The 21,090-nt window shown below is 64.3% G+C and carries 12 protein-coding genes; 11 read left to right on the forward strand and 1 reads right to left on the reverse strand.

The genetic code is table 11. The annotated features are described in order from the left end of the window. Positions 1-36: 36 nt before the first annotated feature. From GNK13_RS11280 to GNK13_RS11305, 6 genes are all read left to right on the forward strand, one after another. Positions 37-627, forward strand: a complete 591-nt coding sequence (locus GNK13_RS11280; protein WP_164102627.1) for a VTT domain-containing protein — start codon at positions 37-39, stop codon at positions 625-627. Between the two features lie 314 nt (positions 628-941). Next, on the forward strand, positions 942-2,972 hold the full coding sequence (locus tag GNK13_RS11285) for a YjhG/YagF family D-xylonate dehydratase (RefSeq protein ID WP_164102628.1): 2,031 nt from the start codon (positions 942-944) through the stop codon (positions 2,970-2,972). A gap of 402 nt (positions 2,973-3,374) precedes the next feature. Next, complete coding sequence (locus GNK13_RS11290; RefSeq protein WP_164102629.1) at positions 3,375-4,121, forward strand: MIP/aquaporin family protein; 747 nt, start codon at positions 3,375-3,377, stop codon at positions 4,119-4,121. 225 nt (positions 4,122-4,346) lie between these two features. Continuing rightward, positions 4,347-6,062, forward strand: coding sequence for a glycerol-3-phosphate dehydrogenase/oxidase (locus GNK13_RS11295; RefSeq protein WP_164102630.1), 1,716 nt, complete (start codon positions 4,347-4,349; stop codon positions 6,060-6,062). Further along, positions 6,059-7,555 (forward strand): glycerol kinase GlpK, encoded by a 1,497-nt coding sequence (gene glpK, locus GNK13_RS11300; RefSeq protein ID WP_164102631.1) that lies wholly within the window; start codon positions 6,059-6,061, stop codon positions 7,553-7,555. The genes GNK13_RS11295 and glpK overlap by 4 nt, the downstream gene beginning before the upstream one ends. A gap of 132 nt (positions 7,556-7,687) precedes the next feature. Further along, positions 7,688-8,977, forward strand: a complete 1,290-nt coding sequence (locus GNK13_RS11305; RefSeq protein ID WP_164102632.1) for a S1C family serine protease — start codon at positions 7,688-7,690, stop codon at positions 8,975-8,977. A gap of 204 nt (positions 8,978-9,181) precedes the next feature. Here the strand turns inward: GNK13_RS11305 and uvrA are convergent, their stop codons facing one another. Then, positions 9,182-12,058, reverse strand: a complete 2,877-nt coding sequence (gene uvrA / locus GNK13_RS11310) for an excinuclease ABC subunit UvrA (protein WP_235935060.1) — start codon at positions 12,056-12,058, stop codon at positions 9,182-9,184. A gap of 142 nt (positions 12,059-12,200) precedes the next feature. Between uvrA and dgt the strand changes: the two genes are divergently transcribed. From dgt to GNK13_RS11335, 5 genes are all read left to right on the forward strand, one after another. Continuing rightward, entirely contained in the window at positions 12,201-13,373 is a 1,173-nt protein-coding gene (dgt, locus tag GNK13_RS11315; RefSeq protein WP_164102643.1) for a dGTP triphosphohydrolase, read from the forward strand. A 152-nt stretch (positions 13,374-13,525) separates the two neighbouring features. Continuing rightward, on the forward strand, positions 13,526-14,530 hold the full coding sequence (locus GNK13_RS11320; protein WP_164102633.1) for a PIN/TRAM domain-containing protein: 1,005 nt from the start codon (positions 13,526-13,528) through the stop codon (positions 14,528-14,530). Between the two features lie 430 nt (positions 14,531-14,960). Next, positions 14,961-15,686, forward strand: a complete 726-nt coding sequence (locus GNK13_RS11325) for an ABC transporter ATP-binding protein (protein WP_164102644.1) — start codon at positions 14,961-14,963, stop codon at positions 15,684-15,686. 176 nt (positions 15,687-15,862) lie between these two features. After that, positions 15,863-18,739, forward strand: a complete 2,877-nt coding sequence (locus GNK13_RS11330) for a Gldg family protein (RefSeq protein ID WP_164102634.1) — start codon at positions 15,863-15,865, stop codon at positions 18,737-18,739. Positions 18,740-18,830: 91 nt separating this feature from the next. Continuing rightward, positions 18,831-20,963 carry a DUF4340 domain-containing protein gene (locus tag GNK13_RS11335; protein ID WP_164102635.1) on the forward strand — a complete coding sequence of 711 codons (2,133 nt, stop codon included), beginning with the start codon at positions 18,831-18,833 and terminating at the stop codon, positions 20,961-20,963. Positions 20,964-21,090 lie beyond the last annotated feature (127 nt).

Here is a 21,090-nt window from a genome sequence, read left to right on the forward strand (position 1 = left end):
TTAGCGAGTCGGATGTGGTGGCTGGTGGGAATTGCGTTGGCAGTTCCCATCCTGCCATTCCTGATCGCTGGTCCTTGGATCGAAAACTGGATTTCTGCCGCCCTCGCCGCGCTTGGGGGCCGTCCGCTGGCGACGGCGTTGGCCGTGGTCGCGGCACTCGGGGCTGACATCTTATTGCCGGTCCCTGGCAGCGCCGTCGCGACGCTTGCCGGCCAGACGCTCGGCCCCTCACTGGCGATCAGCTGCGTGTGGTCCGGGCTGATGCTCTCCGCCGCGATGGGGTTCGAAGCGACGCGACGCTTTGGCAGACCGATGGCCGAGCGTCTCTGTTCGCCCGAAGAATTAGCCGCCCATGAGAGCCGTTTCCGCGAGTGGGGGGCCGCCGGATTGGTGATCACGCGGCCGATTCCGATCCTGGCCGATGCCTGCATCCTGTGGGCGGGCCTGCAAGGCTTCCCGCGCCGCCGCTTTTACGCGGTCATGGCGGTAGCGAACACGGCGGTTGCGGTCGTCTTCGTGATGCTCGGCTGGGTCTCCTCCCGCGGCGAATTTACCGGCCTCGGGTTGCTGATCAGCGTGCTCGTACCGCTCCTGCTAGCCGTGCTGCTCACCCGGCGGAGACGTTGAGCCCCGACACCTTCCCCTCCAAACCGCCGGCACCCTCCCCCCGGGAGGGTCGAGCTCTCAGGCCCGGGGAGGCTGACTCGAGGCTCTGCCAGGAAACCCGATGATTTCAGTCTCTTGAGCCGTAGCCTCGGGTGAGCCGTGGGCGCTAGCCTCGGGCCTCGCAGCCCCGGAATTTTCGCTGCAGCACCCGCGGCTAGCGCCGTCGGCTCAGGGTTTTCTGACAGCGCCTCGCGGGATGTCAGGCTGGGAAGGCTGACGTACGTTAGGCTGGAGCGCGTGCTGTTCCTTCCACCTCCTGCTCCCCCGGTTCGCCGATGACCGACTCGCTGTTTGAACTGCCCACGACGCCGGTTCCCACGAGTGCCGCGGGGCCTGCCGGTCGCTTGCCGCTGACCGACGAGATGCTGAAGACCTGGAGCAGCGGCGATCTGTTTGGGCTGACACAAGCGGCCGGGATGGGGTGGGAGCCGCGTGATTTGCTCGGCGCCCAGTTCCTGATCCTCAGCACGCAAGGCGGGATGCGTGGCGAGGACGGGCGGCCAATCGCTCTCGGCTATCACACCGGCCACTGGGAAGTCGGGCTGCTCGTGCGGGCCGCCGCTGAGACTTTAACGCAGCTCGGCGCGGTCCCCTTCGCCGCCCACTGCAGCGATCCCTGCGACGGGCGAACGCAGGGGACCGACGGGATGTTCGACAGCCTTCCCTACCGCAACGATGCGGCAGTCGTCCTCCGCCGCTTGATCCGCTCGCTCCCGCGTCGCCGCGGCGTGCTGGGGGTGGCGACCTGCGACAAGGGCTTGCCGGCGATGCTGATGGCGCTTGCCGGGATGCCGCACTTGCCTGCGGTCATCATGCCTGGGGGCGTGACCCTGCCACCGACCGTGGGCGAGGACGCGGGGAAAGTGCAGACGATCGGCGCTCGGTACACGCAAGGCGAAATCACGCTCGAGCAAGCCTCGCTCGAAGGCTGTCGGGCTTGCGGAACGCCGGGCGGCGGCTGCCAATTTCTCGGCACCGCAGCGACCGCCCAGGTTGTCGCCGAAGCACTCGGGCTGACCGTCCCGCATGCGGCGCTCGCCCCAAGCGGGACCGCCATCTGGACCGATCTCGCCCGCAGCAGCGCCCGCGCGCTGCACGCGATGGACGCCGCGGGAATGACGACCGCGGACGTGGTAACCGACGATGCGATGTACAACGCGATGCTGGTCCACGCCGCGGTCGGAGGCTCGACAAATTTGCTGCTGCACCTGCCGGCGATCGCCCACGCGGCGGGCATCCGGCGGCCCTCGGTCGAAGATTTCCGCGCGATCAATGCCTCGGTGACCCGCTTCGTCGATGTTTTGCCCAACGGCCCAGTCGGGCACCCCACCGTGCGAATGTTCCTTGCCGGCGGCGTCCCCGAAGTCGCTTGGCATTTGCGAGAGCTGGGACTGTTGCGTTCCCAGGCTCGTACCGTGACCGGGCTCAGCTGGGACGAGATTCTCGACCGCTGGCGGGCCAGTGAGCGGCGGCAAGCGCTTCGCCAGCGGCTTCGCGAAGCCGACGGTGTCGATCCGGACGATGTGATCATCCCTCCTGCCGAAGCGACTCGTCGGGGGCTGACCAGCACCGTCTGTTTCCCCGCCGGCAACCTCTGCCCGGAAGGTTCGGTGATTAAAGCGACCGCAATCGATCCCAGCGTCGTCGACGCCGATGGGGTGTATCGCAAACGGGGGCCGGCCCGCGTCTTCACCTCCGAGCGGGAAGCGATCGCGGCGGTCAAGGAGCGGCAGGTCCAGCCGGGGGACGTGATGGTTCTGATCGGCCGCGGACCGCTCGGCTGCGGAATGGAGGAGACGTATCAGATCACTTCGGCGCTCAAGTACCTGCCGTGGGGCAAGGAAGTCGCGCTGGTAACCGATGCCCGGTTCTCGGGCGTCAGCACCGGAGCGTGCATCGGACACGTCGGCCCCGAAGCGCTCGCCGGGGGCCCGATCGCCAAAGTCCGTGACGGCGATACGATCGAAATCGTCGTCGATCGCGTCCGCCTGGTCGGCCATGTGGAGCTGGTGGCAACGGCTGCCGAAGGCCGCTTGGACGCCGCGGCTGCCGCCGCCGTGCTGGCCGCCCGCGAGCCCCATCCGCGACTGGCGCCCGATCCCAAAATCCCCGCCGACACTCGGCTGTGGGCCGCCTTGCAACAAGTCGGCGGCGGCACCTGGGGAGGCTGTGTTTACGACGTCGAAGCGATCCTCAAAACCCTCGAAGCCGGCCGCAAAGCGTTGGGAGCCGGGAGCCGGGAGCCGGTAGCCGGTAGCCGGGAGTTGGGAGTTGGGAGCCGGGAGCCGGGAGCCGGGAGCCGGTAGCCGGGAGTTGGGAGTTGGGAGTTGGGAGTTGGGAGTTGGGAGTTGGGAGTTGGGAGTTGGGAGTTGGGAGTTGGGAGTTGGGAGTTGGGAGTTGGGAACCACGGAGAGCACGAAGGAAAAGTGGGGAGTTGAACCACGGATAGCGCGGACACCACACATTTCTGGGTTTCGGATTTTCTTTCTATCTGCGTTCTCCGTGCTATCCGCGGTCCCTCTCCTTTCCGTGCATTTCCGTGTCCTTCCGTGGCCAACCTTCGTGCTCTTCGTGTCCTTCGTGGTTCCCGACCTTCTCGGCTACCGGCTACCTTCTCCCTCCCCATGGTGCTTTGCTAGCACGGATCGCGCACAATGCCGCGGTTTGCTTTTCTGCTGGAGCCCCTCGGATCGGAGACGCGCCGGACGATGACTTCGTTTGCTGCTGAATTAGTCGGGACTGCTATCCTCATCCTGCTCGGCAATGGAGTGGTCGCCAACGTGCTGCTCCGCGAAACCAAGGGGCACGCCGGAGGCTGGATCGTGATCACCTTTGGGTGGGGGATGGCGGTGTTTGTGGCGGTCTTCGCCGTGGCCCTGTACAGCGGAGCGCACATCAATCCGGCGGTGACGATTGGGTTGGCCGCCAGCGGCCAGTTCGAGTGGGCGGAAGTTCCCTGGTATCTAGTCGCTCAGTTCCTGGGCGGGGCGCTCGGAGCGGCCTTGGTCTGGCTGCACTACCGGCCCCACTTTGCCGCGACCGCGGATCCCGATGCAAAACTGGCTTGTTTTTGCACCGGCCCGGCGATTCGCAGCCCGATCGACAACTTCATCTCCGAGACGCTCGCCACGTTTCTGCTCGTGTTCGCCGTCCTGTTCCTAGCGAAACCGGAGGTGGGGCTCGGCGCGCTCGATGCGTTGCCGGTCGGCCTGCTGGTGTTGGTGCTCGGGTTGTCGCTCGGCGGGACGACCGGGTACGCGATCAACCCGGCTCGCGATTTCGCGCCGCGGCTGATGCACATGCTGCTGCCGATCGGAGGCGGCAAGCGCGACAGCGATTGGGGTTATGCCTGGATCCCGGTCGTCGGTCCAATCGTCGGCGCGCTGTTAGCGGCGATGGCTTTCCACGCCTTGGGCTGGGGTCTGCCGGTCGAATCCACCCTCTCCGTAAAGTAGGCGGTGTCAGCAAAACACATCACCCTCCCTCGGGGAGGGTCGCGAGGGACGAGCGGGGAGGGCCGTGCGCACCGTCGAGCACGAAGCGTGGGCGGACTCGGCTAGCCCTCCCCGGGCCTAAGAGTCCGACCCTCCCGGGGGGAGGGTAACGGCCGAGGCGCCCGGCGGCTGATTAGGCACACCGTTTCGTGACGCTCAAAAACGGCGAATCTCGTAGGAGTCTGCATGACGGCACCGATTCTGATTCTTGGCGCGGGGATCAACGGCGCGGCGCTGGCCCGCGAGCTGTTGCTCAACGGAGTTCCAGTGACGGTGGTCGATCGCGCCGACATCGCCTCGGGAGCCACCGCCTACTCGTCGCGTCTGATCCATGGCGGGCTGCGGTATCTGGAGTATGGGGAACTGGATCTGGTTCGCGAGTCGCTCGAGGAGCGGACGCGGCTGCTGCAACTCGCTCCCCAGTTCGTCAAGCCGCTCGAGCTGTTCATTCCGGTCTCGAACCGATTTGGCGGCGTCCGCCAATCGGCCGCCAAGTTCCTTCGCTTTCCGCAGTGGGGCGGGGCGGCAAAATCGCGGGGACTGTGGTTGGTGCGGACCGGATTGTGGATGTACGACACCTACGCTCGCGATCCGTCGCTGCCCAAGCACCGGGTGTACCGGAACGGCGACCGCCGCGCGATCAGTGTCGACGCTCGGCACTATCCGTGGCTGGCGGCTTACCACGACGCTCAGATCGCCGCGCCGGAGCGGTTCACCGTCGCTTTGCTTGAGGATGCGCGGCGGATCGCCGCAGAGCAGGGGATCGAATTCGACGTGCTGACCTACCACGAGGCCCGGCGGGAGGGAGAAGTGGTTCAGTTAACGCCGCTGGTGCCGTCCCCCGCGAGCGGCACGGCGCCCCGCACGATCCGCCCCGCGACGATCATCAACGCCACCGGCGCGTGGGTCGACCGGACGCTCGAGCGGCTGCACGTTCCCAGCGAGCGGCTGATGGGAGGCACGCAAGGGAGCCACTTCTTCACGCGCCACCCGAAGCTGATCGAGCGGCTCGCCGGGCGCGGCTTGTATGGCGAAGCCGAGGACGGGCGGCCGGTGTTCGTGCTGCCTTTGGCCGGCGGCGTGCTGGTGGGCACGACCGATCTGCCGTACGAGGGAGACCCGGCCGACGCGGTCGCTTCGGAGGAGGAGCTCCAGTATTTGCTGCGGCTGGTCAACCAGATGTTTCCCGAGATCGCCCTCGAGCGGTCGGACATCCAGTGGCACTACAGCGGAGTTCGACCGTTGCCGTACAGCGGCCAGGGGACTCCCGCCTCGGTGACCCGCCGCCACTGGGTCCGCAAGCAACAATCCGACGGCCTCACCATCCACTCGGTCATCGGCGGCAAGCTGACCACTTGCCGCGCACTGGCCGAAGAGGCGACGGCCGAGATTTTGGACGAGCTTCAGATTCCCGTAGTCAGGAACAGCCGGGAGCGAGGGATTCCGGGCAGCGAAAACTTTCCTCGCGACGCGGCCGCACAAGCAAAGCAAATGGACGCGTTGGCCGAGCAACTGGGGTGGTCGCTCGAGAGCGTCGCGGCAGTCTGGTCGCTGTGCGGCAGTCAGCTTCGGACGATCGTCGGGGAGTTGCAAGCGGCCCCATCGGGAGGCGAAGTGGGCGAGTCGGGAGAAACCGACAGCGGCGACACGATCCGCGGGACTTCGATTCCTCGCGTCTATGCCCGCTGGGTGATCGAACACGAGTGGGCTTGGCGGCTGGACGATCTTATTGAGCGACGACTGATGCTGCTGTACGATCCCGGGCTGACGGAGGCGTCGCTCCGCGAGCTCGCTCTTCTGTTGGTGGATGCCGGTCGGCTGGAAGCCGCGGAAGTGGAGTCCGAGATTGCCCGGGTGCGACTTCGATTAGCGGAACATTTCGGCAAACGAGTCGCACCATGAGCTCTTGTATCCTCGCCCTCGATCAAGGCACCACTTCCAGCCGCGCGATGCTGTTCTCCCGCGAAGGTCGAGTGATCGCTTCGGCCCAGCAAGAGTTCGAGCAGATCTATCCGGTGCCCGGGCACGTCGAACACGATCCCGAAGCGATTTGGTCGAGCGTCGTCGAAGTCGCCCGCGAGGCGCTGCGGAAGGGTGAGCTGTCGGCCGCCGACGTGGCCGCCATCGGCGTCACCAACCAGCGAGAAACGGTCGTTCTCTGGGAGCGTGCGACCGGCCGCCCGGTTGGCAATGCGATCGTCTGGCAAAGCCGCGTCAGCGCGCCGATCTGCGACAAGCTGAAGGCCGAGGGGCTCGAGCCACTGTTTCGCGATAAGACCGGGCTGGTCATCGACGCCTACTTCTCCGGCACCAAGATCAAACACGTGCTCGATTCGGTCGCCGGGCTGCGGGAGCGAGCCGAGCGGGGCGAGATCCTGGTCGGCACCGTCGACAGCTATCTGGTCTGGCGACTGACCGGCGGGCGACTCCACCTGACCGACGTCACCAACGCCTGCCGAACGCTGCTGTTCAACATCCATACGCTCGACTGGGATGATGAACTGTTGCGGGTTCTGGACGTTCCTCGAGCGATGCTGCCCGAGGTCCGCTCCTCGAGCGAGGTCTACGGCGAGACCGACCCCGAATGGTTCGGCGGCCCAATCCCGATCGCGGGAATTGCCGGCGACCAGCAAGCGGCGACGTTTGGCCAAGCCTGCTTTGAACGCGGCTCGGCGAAAAACACCTACGGCACCGGCTGCTTCGTGCTGATGAACACCGGGGAGCAACCGATCGTTTCCGAAGCCAACCTGCTGACCACGATCCTCTGGAGCCGCGAGGGGCAGGTCACCTATGGCCTCGAAGGGGCAATCTTTATCGCCGGGGCGATCGTCCAGTGGCTGCGGGATGGACTGAAAGTCATCGAGTCTTCTGAGCAAGTCGAAGCGTTGGCCGCTTCGGTTCCCGATTCGGGTGGCGTGTATCTCGTTCCGGCGCTGGTCGGTCTCGGCGCCCCCCACTGGGATCCCTACGCCCGCGGATCGCTGTTCGGATTGACACGGGGGACCGAAGTCGGGCATATCGCTCGCGCAGCGGTCGAGTCGATGGCGTTCCAGACGCGGGACGTGCTCGAAGCGATGCAGCAGGACTCGGGTTTGCCGTTAGCGGAGCTGAAAGTCGATGGCGGAGCTTCCTTAAACAACGCCCTGATGCAATTCCAAGCGGATCTGCTCGATGTCCCCGTCCGCCGGCCGGTCGTCTCCGAAACCACCGCCCTCGGGGCCGCGTATCTAGCAGGATTGGCCGTCGGCTACTGGAACGATCTGGAAGACGTGCGCCGCAACTGGACGCTCGACCGCGAGTTCCGCTCGGCGATCGCTGCCGACCACCGCGACCAAATTTGCCGCCACTGGAAGAAAGCCGTTTCCCGCTCGCTCGACTGGCTCGACCACGCCTAGGCCGGATCATGCACTGGTAAAATCAGCCGCCACGCGCTAGCGTCCGGTTGTTACTGCGTATGAGGGAACCGGGGGCTAGCGCCCGGCGGCTGATGCAGTACCCAGCCCAGCGCTGAGAGGACGGAAAAACCAATGCAGACGCGAAACTACGTTCCTGAGAACCATCGCCCGCTCTCCGCGACACCGCCCAGGGTCGCGGGGTGGCTGCTGGGCATCCTGCTCGCCCCGCTAACGCTCACCACACTCCCGGCCCCGACCGCGTGGGGACAGGCCGCGAGCGGATTCGCCCCAGCTCCCAAAATCCTGCTCCCCAACCAGCCGGTGCCGGGCGGTCAAGCGCCGCCTGCCGCCGAGCTTCCCGCTCCAGTCGAAGGGCCCGGCTCGCGACTCGCCCCCGCGCAGCCGGCGGCCTATGTGGATGAGGAACTGGCCGAGCTGACTCCCGAGGAACGGATCAATATCGCGGTCTACGAGAAAGCTCACCTCTCGGTGGTGCACATCGAGACGCGGACGGTCCAGAGCAACGGATTTTTTGGCGCCGCCGAGAACGAAGGGAGCGGCAGCGGATCGGTCTGGGATGCTCGCGGCCATATCCTGACCAACTACCACGTCGTCGCCGGCGCCCAGCAGTTGCTCGTGACGCTGCACGACGGCCAACAGTTCGAAGCGACCCTCGTCGGCGCCGACCCGCCCAACGACATCGCAGTCTTACGGATCGAAGCCCCCCCGGAAGCGCTCTCGCCAGTCGAACCCGGGCGGAGCGAGCGACTTCGCGTCGGCCAGCGGGTCTTCGCCCTCGGCAGCCCGCTCGGCCTGGAACAAACGATGACCGTTGGGATCGTCAGCAGCCTCAACCGGACGCTGCCCAGCCAGGGACACCGCTTGATGAAATCGATCATCCAAATCGATGCCCCGCTGAACCGTGGCAATTCGGGCGGGCCGCTGCTCGACAGCCGCGGACGGTTGATCGGCATGAATACGGCGATCGCCAGCCGGGTTGGCGAGAGCAGCGGGATCGGGTTCGCGATCCCCTCGGCGACCATTTCCCGAATCGTGCCCCAGCTGATTCGCTTCGGCCGCATCAACCGTCCCTCGATCGGCATCGAAGCGGTGGCGGAAGTCGAGCAGGGGCTGCTGATCGTCGAGACCGTTCCCGAGGGACCGGCCGAGAAGGCAGGCCTGCAAGGCGTCCGCGTCGTCCGCCGCCGCACGGTGTTTGGCGATATCCTCCGCCGCGACTACTCCACTGCCGACATCATGACGCACGTCGACGGAGTCCCAGTCAACACGGTCGACGATCTGCTCTCGGCGGTCGAAAGCAAACAAGCCGGTGACGTGGTCCGCGTGACGGTCGAGCGAAGCGATCAAACATCCGCCATCATCCCGGTCCGCCTGACCAGCGACCGCCGCAGCGGAGAGTGAGCTCCCCCCCTCGTACTCGTACTCAGCGCAGCGGTACTCGTACTCAGCGCAGCGGTACTCGTACTCAGCGCAGCGGTACTCGTACTCAGCGCAGCGGTACTCGTACTCAGCGCAGCGGTACTCGATCGAGGGCGGCTATCTGCGCGGCGAGCCGGAATCGAGTACGAGTACGAGTACCGCTTCGCTGAGTACGATTATTAGTACTCACCCCCCCAGCATCTCCTGCAAATACTTTCCCGTCGGGCTTTCGGGCACCGCGGCGACCGCTTCGGGCGTTCCCTCGGCCAGGATCCTGCCTCCACCGGTTCCCCCTTCGGGGCCCAGGTCGACCAACCAATCGCAGGCTTTGGCGATGTCCAGATTGTGCTCGATCACGATCACCGTGTTGCCGCGGTCGACCAGCGCTTGCAGCACGCCGAGCAACCGCCCCACATCCTCGAAGTGCAGCCCGGTGGTCGGTTCGTCGAGCAAATACAGCGTGTTGCCGGTCTCGGCTCGAGCCAGTTCCGTGGCCAGTTTCAAGCGCTGCGCCTCGCCGCCACTGAGCGTCGTCGAGGATTGGCCGAGGTGCAGGTAGCCGAGTCCCACCGCTCGCATCGAGTCGAGAAAGCGGTCGATCTTGGAAAAGTTCTCAAAGAATTCAGCCGCTTCGTCGACCGTCATGTTCAGCACGTCGGCGATCGTCGCATGCTTGTAACGGACCGTCAGCGTCTGGCGATTGAAGCGGCGTCCTCCGCAGGCGGTGCAGGTCACGTAGAGATCGCTGAGGAAGTTCATCTCGATCTTTTCTTGCCCTTGTCCCTGGCATTGCGGGCACCGTCCTTGGGCTGAATTGAAGCTGAACCGGCTGGCCGTGTATCCACGTTGCTTGGCTTCGCGGGTCGCGGCAAAGACTTTGCGAATCTCGTCCCACACCCCGGTGAACGTGGCTGGGCACGATCGGGGGCTGCGGCCGATCGGCGCTTGGTCGATGCGGATCAGCTTGTCGACGCCCTCCGCCCCCAACAGCTCGCGATGCGGTCCCGGCTTAGCGGCCACGAGGCCCAACCGCCGAGCCACCGCCGGGTAGAGGGTTTCATTGATCAGCGAGCTCTTCCCACTGCCGCTGACTCCGGTGACACCGACCAACAAACCGAGTGGAATTCGCAGCTCGACGTCCTTCAAGTTGTGTGTGGCCGCGCCGCGGAGGACCAGCATTCGAGCCGGGTCGGCGGGCCGCCGCTCCTGGGGAACCGGGACGACGGCGGAGCCGGTGAGGTAGCGCCCGGTGATCGACTGCGGATCGTGAGCGACTTGCTCGGGCGTCCCCTGCGAGATCACCGTGCCTCCCCGGTGCCCAGCTCCCGGTCCCATATCGACGAGCCAGTCCGCCGCACGCATCACCGCCTCGTCATGCTCGACGACCAGCACCGTGTTGCCCGCTTGCTGCAGGTCCCGCATCGCCGAGATCAAGCGGTCGTTGTCGCGGTGGTGCAAACCGATCGACGGCTCGTCCAGGACGTAGCAGACGCCCACCAGCCCCGAGCCGATGCTCGTCGCCAATCGGACGCGCTGCAGCTCGCCGCCGCTGAGCGTATCGGCGGGGCGATCGAGGCTGAGGTAGCCGACGCCGACGTGCTCGAGGAATCGCAACCGCCGCAAGATCTCGCCGCGGATCGGTTTCGCAACTTCCGCAGCGGCTCCCTCGAGCTGCATCGCCTCGAAGTGCTCGAGCGAGTCGACGATCGGGAGCGCAGTCGTTTCGTGAATCGCCCGCCCCGCCACGGTGACCGACAACGCTTCGCGGCGGAGCCGGCCTCCACCACACGCTTCGCAGGTCAAGTCGGCCCGCAGCCCGCTCAACTGCTCGCGACGCTTCTCGCTCCGCCCCGCCTCCCACTCTTCCTCGAGCATCGCGATCAGCCCCAGGAACTTGCCGTCGCCTTCGAACAGCTTGCGATACGCAGCCGGCTTCAGCGCCGTGAGCGGCTTCTCCCATCCGGCTCCATGCTTCTCCAGGAACGGTTCGACCGCTTTGCGGACCCGCCCGCGAACCGCCGCGGTGGTCCCCTTCCAGGCCACCAGAGCTCCGTCGGCGGGCGATTTCTCCGGGTCCGGCACGATGCCCTCGGGATCGAACCGCTCCCGACGCCCCATCCCGCCACACGCTTCGCACGCGCCGTAGGGGCTGTTGAAGGAAAACGTCCGCGGCTCGAGCTCTTCGTAGCTGACGTCACAGTCGGGACAGGCGTAGCGCGTGCTGAACAATCGCTCTTCCCACTCATTCGCACTGGCCCCACTCGCACTGGCCCCACTCGCAGTGGGCTGCTGGTAGACGGCCGTCAGCACTCCGTCGCCAAACCGCAGCGCCAACCGGACCGAGTCGCCCATCCGTCCCTGCACTCCCTCGCGAACCACGACCCGGTCGACGACCGCTTCGATGGTGTGGTTCTTCCGCGGGGCGAGTGCCGGGACTTCTTCGAGCGGATAGAGTTCTCCGTCGACCCGCGCCCGCACGAGCCCCGCCTTGCGAATCTCGGCGAAGACCTCGGCGTGAGCCCCGCGGCGGCCGCGAATCATCGGGCTGAGCAGCATCAGCTTCGTCCCCTCGGGCAACTCGGCCAAGGCATCGACGATCTGTTCGGCGCTTTGCTGCAGGATCGCTCGGCCACAGCTGTAACAGTGGGGGGTTCCGGCGCGAGCGTAGAGCAGCCGCAAGTAGTCGTAGATTTCGGTCACCGTCGCGACCGTGCTGCGAGGATTGTTGGTCCCCGGCTTTTGATCGATGCACAGCGTCGGCTCGAGTCCGTCGACCAAGTCGACGTCGGGCCGTTCGAGTTGGTCGAGAAACTGCCGCGCGTAGGCCGAGAGGCTTTCGATATACTGCCGCTGCCCCTCGGCGTAGATCGTGTCGAAGGCGAGCGACGATTTGCCGCTCCCCGAGACGCCGGTGATCACGGTCAGCGAGTCGCGGGGCAGGTCGACATCGACCGAGCGGAGGTTGTGCACTCGGGCCCCCCGCACGCGGATCACGTTCTCCGGTCGCGAAGACCCGCTCTTCGAAGCTCCGTTGCCGCTAGCCATGTCCGCTGTTTTGATCATGTCCTACAATACCTGAGTGGGATGCTCCTGAGCTGATCCTATGCGGATTGCCGGAGCCGAGGTAGGCACCTCGGGTGTCGCGGCGGTGCTCCGCCGATCCCCCGCTGCTTGGTCGCTCGTCGCCTCGGAAACACAGTCACGCATGACCGCTCCTTCGGTCTCCGCCGCCCCACACCCGCCGCCGCTGTTCGGCCAGGATCGCGAACCGTGGATGCTGGCCCAGTACGCGATGCACAGCCGCGATACGGCCGGTCGCCGCTATCCGGAAGCGGTGCATCCCTACCGGGGGCCGTTCCAGCGAGACCGCGACCGGATCCTGCACTCGAGCGCGTTTCGTCGCCTGTCGGGAAAAATGCAGGTCTTCACCGGCGACATGGGGGAATACCACCGGACGCGGTTGACACACACGTTCGAGGTCGCCTCGGTTGCCCGCACGATCGCGCGGGTGTTGCGGCTGAACGAAGACTTGGTCGAAGCGCTAGCCTTGATGCACGATATCGGGCACCCGCCCTACGGACACTGTGGCGAGGATACGTTGGCCGCCTGCCTCCGCGACCACGGCGGGTTTTCGCATAATCAGTTCGCGCTGGTGATCGTCGAGGAGCTGGAGCACCGCTTCACCGGCCGACCGGGGCTGAACCTTTCGGCCGAACTGCTGGCCGGCCAAGACATCCGAGCCCACAAGGAAGAAGCGGCCGTCGGCGCTTCGCCGATGCTCGAAGTGCAAATCGTCGATGCGGCCGATTCGATGGCCTACGACGCTCACGATGTCGACGACGCGGTGCAGATGGGTTTGCTCGGAATCGATGAACTCAGCCGCTTGCGGATCGTCCGCCGGGCGCTTGAGCAAGTCCGCAGCCGCTACGGTGCGCTCCCCCCGGCGCGGCTGCGGCAGGCGTTGGTGCACGAGCTGATCGATTTGCAGATCAGCGATTTTCTGCACGCGAGCCTCGAGCGGCTGGTTCCCTGCATGGCCATGCGCAGCGAAGAACTTTCGGCGGCCGGAGTTCGGCTCCTCCACTCCCCGACGATCGGCGAAGAGCGGCGCGAGCTCGAACGGTTCCTGTTCGAGCGGGTCTATCGCCACCCCCGCCTGCTCGCCGTGCGGCATGCCGCCGAATCGCGGCTCGAGCAGCTGTTCGAGACGCTGGTGGCCGATCCGCAGCGGTTGCCGCTGCGATTCCGCTTGCGAGGCGAGCAGATCGGCTGGGAACGAGCGACCGGCGAATACCTCGCGGGGATGACTGACCGCTTCTGCGACGCCCAGTACCTCCACCTTCGCAACGGCTCGGGCCCCCTCGCCGACTGGTCTTAGTCCCTCGGCCGATGGATTACCCGGCCCTCCATGGTCGCCGTGGGCCGGTTGACCTACACTCGGGGCGACAGTTCCTGGCACACTCGGTCCCCCACGGCGACTGGGAACGCCTCCCCCTCTTCCACGTTACGCTCAGGCGGTCTTGCCGTTCGATGGCTCTGATCATTCTTCGTTGCGTGTTCCTGCTGGTCGCTGGCGGGATCTCGGCGCTCGTCAACTCCCAGCTCGGTTCGCAGGAAGCCGCTTGGCTCCCCTGGACCGTGTTCATTGGAATCGTGGGGCTAGCGATCGCGATGATCCTGACGGACATCTACGTCCGCCGCAAACAGATCGGCACGATCAGCGCGGTCTATTTTGGACTGCTCGTTGGGGTGCTGCTAACCTACGTGCTGTCGATCGCCACGATCCCGCTGCTCGAGCGGTTCCAGCATGCCTACGCCGTCCAGCTCGTGCTCGGGATGGTGCTCTGCTACATCTGCATCAGCGTCCTGCTGCAGACCAAGGACGATTTCCGCTTTCTCATCCCGTACGTGGAATTCGTGCGGGAAGTGAAGGGTTTTAAGCCGCTGATCCTGGACACCAGCGTAGCGATCGATGGCCGCATCGAGGACTTGGTGGCGACCGGAGTGTTCGACAACCAGTTGATCGTCCCGCGGTTCGCCCTGAACGAGCTGCAGGGAATCGCCGACAGCAGCGACAAATTGAGGCGTGCCCGTGGACGCCGCGGACTGGACGTGTTGAATCGGTTGCGGGCGGACGAAAAGGTCGATCTGCAGATTTTTGACCGCGACCTCCCGGAGCTCGGCGACCACCCGGTCGACCTCAAGCTGGTCTTGCTCGCCAAACATCTCGATGGCAAGGTCGTGACCGGCGACTACAACCTCAACAAAGTCGCCAAACTGCACAACGTTCCGGTGATCAACCTCAACGAGATCGCCAATTCGCTCCGCCCCGCGTTCCTCCCCGGCGAGACTTTCCAGCTGAAGGTCATCAAGGCGGGCGAAGGCCCCGATCAAGGCGTGGGCTACCTCGATGACGGAACGATGGTGGTCATCGAAGGGGGGCGTTCGGCAATCAATCGCGAGGTTCCGGTGACGGTCACCAGCACCCTCCAAACCAACGCCGGGCGAATGATCTTCGCCCGCCACGAGCACTGAGGCCGGCCTATTCAGGCGTCTAAGTGTGTTAAATCAGCCGCCACGCGCTAGCGTCCGGTTTTCCCGGTCCGTTCGAGAACCGGGGGCTAGCGCCCCGCGGCTGATGAATAATCCGTGTTAGCGTCTGCGGCTCAAGAAGGTCCTCGCCCTCGCATGACGCCCGAACCGCTACCGCAACGGCTGCGTAGAGGGCGTTGAGTCCCCATAGGGGCGAGCTATATAAACTGTTGACGCTTGCGACGTCCAGCATCGATCCCGTACCTGTGACACAGCCCTTCCGGCACTGACGCCCATGAGTTCACCGAGCGAACCGAGTCATTCGTCTGCAACGAGCCCGACGACCGGGACAAGCCCGTCGGCAGAAACGAGCCCGCTGGCCAGCCCCAGCCCGCTGGCCAGCCCCAGCTCCCAGGGCGACGCCCGGCGACCGATGATCGAAGCGGTCGGCTTGAGCAAGTTTTATGGTCCGTTCGCGGCGACCCGCGATGTCACCTTCACCGTCAACGAAGGTGAGCTGGTCGCGTTCCTCGGCCCCAACGGCGCCGGGAAGAGCACGACCATGAAGATGCTCACCGGCTACATCGCCCCCTCGGAGGGAGTGGCCCGGATCGCCGGTCACGACATGCTCCGCGACCGGATTGCCGGCAGCCAGCGGCTCGGTTACTTGCCGGAGAATGGACCGCTGTACCCCGAGATGACGCCGCTCGGAATGCTCAACTTCTTCGCCGACGCCCGCGGGCTCTCGGCCGCTTATAAGAAAGAGCGGATCGAAGCGGTGATCGAGATCTGCGACCTCTCAACCGTGGTTCACAAAGCGACCAGCAAACTCTCCAAGGGCTTTAAGCAACGCGTCGGGATGGCCCAGGCCCTTCTCCACGAGCCGGACGTGCTGATCATGGACGAGCCGACCGCGGGGCTCGATCCGAATCAGATTCGCGAAGTCCGGCGGACGATGCGGCGGCTGAGCGAAACCAAAACGATCTTGCTCAGCACCCACATCTTGCAAGAAGTCGAAGCGATGGCCGACCGCGTGGTGATGATCAACGAAGGCCGCGTCGTCTTCAACGGCACGGTCTCGGGGCTGCAAGAGGCTGGCACCGATCTGGATGACGCTTTCCATAATCTGACGCGCACCGAAGCGACTTCGGTCGCGTAGTGCGTTTCGGGAGCGTGCAGTCAAATCAGCCGCCACGCGCTAGCGTCCGGTTATGACGCACTTTCGGGAACCGGGGGCTACCGCCCGGCGGCTGATGCGATAGCTCCGCTAGCCCCGGATTCTGGAACCGACGCACACAAATCCTTCCTCGCAACCATTTCCTCAAAGTCCCACCCATGAACTTTTCGGTCCTGTTGGCACTGGCAAAGCTATTGGTTGTCGATGTCATCTTCCTGCTGATCCTCGCCCTGATCGTGGGTTTGCTCGCCAGTACCAAGCGGGCGGCGTTCGCCGTCATGCGACGAAACTTTGTCGGCTACTTCAGCAATCCGACCGGCTATGTGTTCCTCTGCATCTTCGTCTTTCTGACCTCGCTGGCAGCCTTCTGGCCGTATGAGTTTTTCAATCAGAACTTGGCGGTCCTCGACCAGCTGAACTACTGGTTCCCGCTGATCATGCTGGTCTTCATCCCGGCGATCACGATGAGCATCTGGGCCGAGGAAAAGCGGCAGGGGACCGACGAATTGCTGCTGACCCTGCCGGCCGACGACTTTGACATTGTGATCGGCAAATACATGTCGGCCGCGGCCATTTTCACCGCGTCGTTGCTATTCTCCCAGCTCTCGACGTTCATCACGCTCGCCATCCTGACCCGCGGCGACGTCGACACTGGGCTGATCTTCACGACCTATCTCGGCTACTGGTTCGTCGGGCTGACGATGATCGCGATCGGGATGGTTGCGTCGTTCTTGACCGGCAACCTGACCGTGGGTTTCATCCTCGGTGCCCTGTTCAACGCTCCGCTCGCCTTCGCCTCGCTGGCCGATGCGATCATTCCCCAGCAGATCGCCGCGCGGGTGCTCGAAGCGGCCGGGCTGAGCCGCTCGTTTGACGATTTCGGCCGGGGCGTCGTCAGCCTCTCCTCGGTCGCCTACTTCCTGCTCGTCGCCGGTGTCGCACTCTACGTGTGCATGGTTCTGATTGGCCGCCGCCACTGGACCGGGGGCAAGGATGGAAGCTCGATGGCGTGGCACTACATCGGCCGCGCTTTGGCCCTGGTGGTGATCACCGGTGGCGCCGTGATCCTGTTCCGAAACTGGGAGATCGTCCGCTACGACGCCACCGAAGGCCAAGTCAGCTCGCTGGCTCCGGCCACCAAGCGTCTGATTCGCGATCTCGACCCCGAGCGTCCGATCATCATCGACGCGTTCATCAGCGATGATATTCCCGAACAGTACGCGACGACGCGCTACGAACTGGTCAACCTACTCAAAGAATTCGAGAGCGAAGCCAACAAACGGGGACGGTCGATCGACGTCAATCTGCACGACGACATCGAGTTGTTCAGCGAAGAAGCAACGCTCGCCGAAGAGCGGTTTGGAATTCGCCCGGTGGAACGGTTGGTCCGTGAGAAAGGGACCTTCCAGCAAAAACGTCTGATCCTCGGAGCCGCCCTCCGCAGCGGATTGGAAAAAGTCACGGTTCCGATTTTTGAATATGGGATTCCAGTCGAATACGAACTGGTCCGCTCGATCGACACCGTCGCCCAAGGAACCCGCAAGCGGATCGGGATCGTCGAGACCGATGCGCAGTTGATGGGCGGGATCACGTTCGCCGGAATGCAGCCGCAGCAGACCGAGAAGCACCCGATCGTCACCGAACTGGAAAAACAGTACGAAGTCGAAGCGGTGGATCTGACCGCACCGCTCTCGCCCGGTCAGTACGCGGCGCTCGTCGTCGTCCAGCCTTCGACCCTGCCTCCCGATCGTTTTGATCGCTTGGTCGATGCGGTCAACGCGGGGATCCCCACCGCGATTTTTGAAGATCCCTTCCCCTTCGTCCAGCAAAACCTAACTCCCACGGGCGATCCCAAGCAAGCTCCCGGGGGAATGTTCGGGGGCGGCGGAATGCAGCCGAAAGGTGAGATCCGCAAACTCTGGGAAGCGCTCGATCTGCGGATTCCGGGCGAGCCCGGTCAGCAGGGCTTGTATTCGCCGGAGCTGGTCTGGCAACAATTCAATCCCTATCCCAACTTGGCCCTCGGCCCCAACGACCTCTGGGCGTTCATCGACGAACAGGCAACGGGCGCCGTGGACGCATTGAGCGAAGAAAACCCGATCACTTCCGGGCTGCGGCAAGTCCTGCTGCTCTACGGGGGTGCGGTCCAAGCAGCCGAGGGAAGCGAACTGCAACACACGCCGTTGCTGACCACCGGCACCGCCAGCGGGCGCATCGATTACAGCGATCTCCGCCAAAACCTCAACGACCCAATGGGCCTCATGCGTGCCCAAGGTCCCGAAACCGGCCCGTCGACGATGGCCATGGCCATCGAAGGGAAAGCAGCCCCCACGAAAGCCGAGCAAGCGGCGGAAGGTGAAGACGCCGCGGTCGCAGCGACCAAAAAGGCGGTCTACGTCGCCGACACCGATCTGATGCTCCCGGTCTTCTTGCAACTGCGCGCCGACCCGAACCAAGCGCAGGAGATCCGGTTCCAATTCCAAAACGTCACCTTCCTGCTCAACACCGTCGATTGGTTGACTGGCGAAATCGACTTCCTCGAAGTCCGCAAACACGAGCCGATCTTCAGCTCGTTGACGCTGGTCGAGGAGGTGCGAGAAGCCGCCAATAGCAGTGAACGTGAAGCGGTCACTCGGTTCCAGAACGAATTCGACGACGCGATCCGCGAATTGGACGAGCAGAGCGACCGTGAGCTGGCGAAACTCCGCGAGAAGATCGAAGAGCTGCAAAGCCAAAGCGCCGACGGCCAGATCGACCGCGCGGAATTGCAGCGGCGATTGCAAGAGTTTGAGATCAAGCAAGGGGCGCTCGAGCGCGTCAAACAAGTTCAGCGCGAAAAATTCGAACGCGAGATGAACAGCCGCACGCAGGCGATTCGCCGCGAAGCGGATATGGACGTTGTCCGGATCCAAAATCTGGTCAAAGCGTTGGCGGTGACCGTCCCCTGTATTCCGCCGCTGCTGGTCGGAATCGTCGTCTTCGCCTCCCGTCGGCTCCGCGAGCGCGACAACATCACCAAGGCGCGGCTCAAATAATACCGCGGCCACAGTCCCGCTTTCTTACTGGTTCCATCCGGGTCCCCACCTCCCACAATCCCCCATCTCCACGAATTTCTGAACGCAAGCGATGAACGAAGGCACAAAAACAGGCATCTTCTGGGCCGTCGCCGTGGTCATGGCCGGGTTCGCGACGTTCGTCGCTTGGCCTACCCAGACCGACAATTCGGTCGGTGATCGTATCGCCCAGCCGTTGTTCGAGGATTTTCAGGATCCGCTGGCGGCGGCCAATCTGAAGATCGTCACCTTCGATGAGACCCTCGGCCAGCTCGACTCATTCGAGGTTGCCAAGGATCGTCAAAGCGGCGTCTGGAGCATCCCCTCGCGGCAAGGCTATCCGGCCGATGCGACCGAACAGATGCAACAGGCGGCGACCGCGCTGCTGGGTCTGAAAATCCTCGACGTCAAAACCGACAAGGCCGAAGAGCACGAAGAGTACGGCGTGCTCGAGCCCAATGTCGACCAGCTCCGCGTAGGCGACGAAGGTGTCGGACGACTGGTTTCGATCAAGGACGAGAAAGGCAACACCCTGGCCTCGCTGATCGTTGGCGACGAGGTCAAAGGGAATGAATCGCATCGCTACGTGCGGATTCCCAACCAAGATCCGGTCTACGAAGTCGAGCTGGATGACTCGCCGCTGACGACCGAGTTCCGGCAGTGGATCGAAGACGATCTTTTAAAACTCTCCAGCTTCGATATCACCGGCGCCAAGATTCGCAACTATACGGTCGCCGTCGGCGGCAACGCGGGAGGCGGATTGGCTGTCAACCAAAAGCGGCGCTATGATGCGAACTTGGTGGTTGACGAATCGAATGAGTGGAACCTGGAAAACCTCGTCGTCTTTAACGGCCAAAATTCCGGCCAGGTAAGGTCGCTCGAGGGCGAAGAATCGCTCAACACCGAAAAGCTTAATGCCTTCAAGAACGCGTTGGACGACCTCAAAATCGTCGACGTCGTCCGCAAACCCGAAGGGATGAGCGCCGATCTGAAAGCCGACAAGACGCTGTACGAAAACGAAGAATCGCTTCGCTCTCTCGCCAGTCGTGGTTTCTACCCGGTGCAGGGAAGTGGCGAAGGGGGTGTCGATATCCTGGCTGCGAACGGAGAGCTGATCGTCGAACTGAAAGACGGAATCGAATACGTCTTGCGATTCGGCGGCATCGCCGGGATCGAAGATGCCAACGGCGAGAGCGAGGAGGGCGAGGAGGCCGAAGGGGGCGCCAATCGCTACCTCCTGGTTACCACCCGCGTCAACCAGTCGAAGATCCCCGCTCCGGAGCTGAAAGTGGTTCCGGAAACGCTCGAGGACCTCGAGGTAATGCTCAATCCGCTAGCCGAACAACCAGCGGCCGAAGCTCCTGCCGACGCTAAACCGGCCGACGCTAAACCGGCCGACGCTAAACCGGCCGACGCTGAACCGGCCGACGCTGAACCGGCCGACGATGCTAAACCGGCGGACGATGCTAAACCGGCTGACGAAGCGATGCCGGCCGATGGAGCCGAGTCGGCGAGCGACGCTCCCACCAATGAAGACGTGACCGAAGTCGAAGCTCCCGCGTCGGACGAGCCTTCCAGCGAAGAACCGGCCAGCGAAGAACCGGCCAGCGACGCCGACGCTGCTTCGCCCGCTGAGGACGACGCGGCTTCGCTCGACGGCAAGGCGGGCACGACGCTGGTCGCGTACCGGCAGGATGAGGAGCAGGCGAGCGAAGCTGAAACCACGGAGTCGGCTCCCCAAGAACCGGCTGACGAAGAGCCCGCTGACAAAGAGCCCGCTGACGAACAGCCCGCCCAGGGTGAGGACCGCTCGGAAGAGCCGGGCAAGGAAGAGTCGGCGGCGAATGAGCCGAACATCGAGGCACCGGAAAACGCTCCGGCGCCGCAAGCCGATACTGAGCTGACCGAAGAGGAGAAGCTCGAGCGGCTCGAGGCCGAGCAGGAGAAGATCCGCAAGGAAAACCAGCGGCTCGTGGATGCTTGGAAGGAAAAGATCAACCAGGCGAACAGCCGCGTGCGGGAGCTGAACAGTCGCTTTGCCGATTGGTACTACATCATTCCCGAGTCGACTTACGGCGATCTGCAGATTCAGCTCGACGAATTGATCGTCAGCGGGGAGGAAGCTGAGGCGGCCGCCCCCGGTGCGAACCCGGCCGCCGGTCCCAGCGGAGCAGGTTTCCCGCCACTCAACTTCGGCGGCAACTGAGTTTTACAGCCACCGCACGTTGGCCGCGAAACAAATAGTCGCCTTTCGCTCCGCGAAAGTAGCGCGAGCATAGTCGCCTTTCGCTCCGCAAAAGTAGCGCAAGCATAGTCGCCTTTCGCTCCGCGAA

Origin of the sequence: Candidatus Laterigemmans baculatus, from assembly GCF_010367455.1 — a bacterium.
In the GTDB taxonomy this organism is placed as follows: domain Bacteria; phylum Planctomycetota; class Planctomycetia; order Pirellulales; family Pirellulaceae; genus Laterigemmans; species Laterigemmans baculatus.

What these genes read in the sequence shown, in the direction of transcription:
- GNK13_RS11285 (WP_164102628.1), top strand. Translation starts at nt 942, where the DNA reads ATGACCGACTCGCTGTTTGAACTGCCCACGACGCCGGTTCCCACGAGT.
- GNK13_RS11290 (WP_164102629.1), top strand. Translation starts at nt 3,375, where the DNA reads ATGACTTCGTTTGCTGCTGAATTAGTCGGGACTGCTATCCTCATCCTG.
- GNK13_RS11295 (WP_164102630.1), top strand. Translation starts at nt 4,347, where the DNA reads ATGACGGCACCGATTCTGATTCTTGGCGCGGGGATCAACGGCGCGGCG.
- glpK (WP_164102631.1), top strand. Translation starts at nt 6,059, where the DNA reads ATGAGCTCTTGTATCCTCGCCCTCGATCAAGGCACCACTTCCAGCCGC.
- GNK13_RS11305 (WP_164102632.1), top strand. Translation starts at nt 7,688, where the DNA reads ATGCAGACGCGAAACTACGTTCCTGAGAACCATCGCCCGCTCTCCGCG.
- uvrA (WP_235935060.1), bottom strand. Translation starts at nt 12,058, where the DNA reads ATGATCAAAACAGCGGACATGGCTAGCGGCAACGGAGCTTCGAAGAGC.
- dgt (WP_164102643.1), top strand. Translation starts at nt 12,201, where the DNA reads ATGACCGCTCCTTCGGTCTCCGCCGCCCCACACCCGCCGCCGCTGTTC.
- GNK13_RS11320 (WP_164102633.1), top strand. Translation starts at nt 13,526, where the DNA reads ATGGCTCTGATCATTCTTCGTTGCGTGTTCCTGCTGGTCGCTGGCGGG.
- GNK13_RS11325 (WP_164102644.1), top strand. Translation starts at nt 14,961, where the DNA reads ATGATCGAAGCGGTCGGCTTGAGCAAGTTTTATGGTCCGTTCGCGGCG.
- GNK13_RS11330 (WP_164102634.1), top strand. Translation starts at nt 15,863, where the DNA reads ATGAACTTTTCGGTCCTGTTGGCACTGGCAAAGCTATTGGTTGTCGAT.
- GNK13_RS11335 (WP_164102635.1), top strand. Translation starts at nt 18,831, where the DNA reads ATGAACGAAGGCACAAAAACAGGCATCTTCTGGGCCGTCGCCGTGGTC.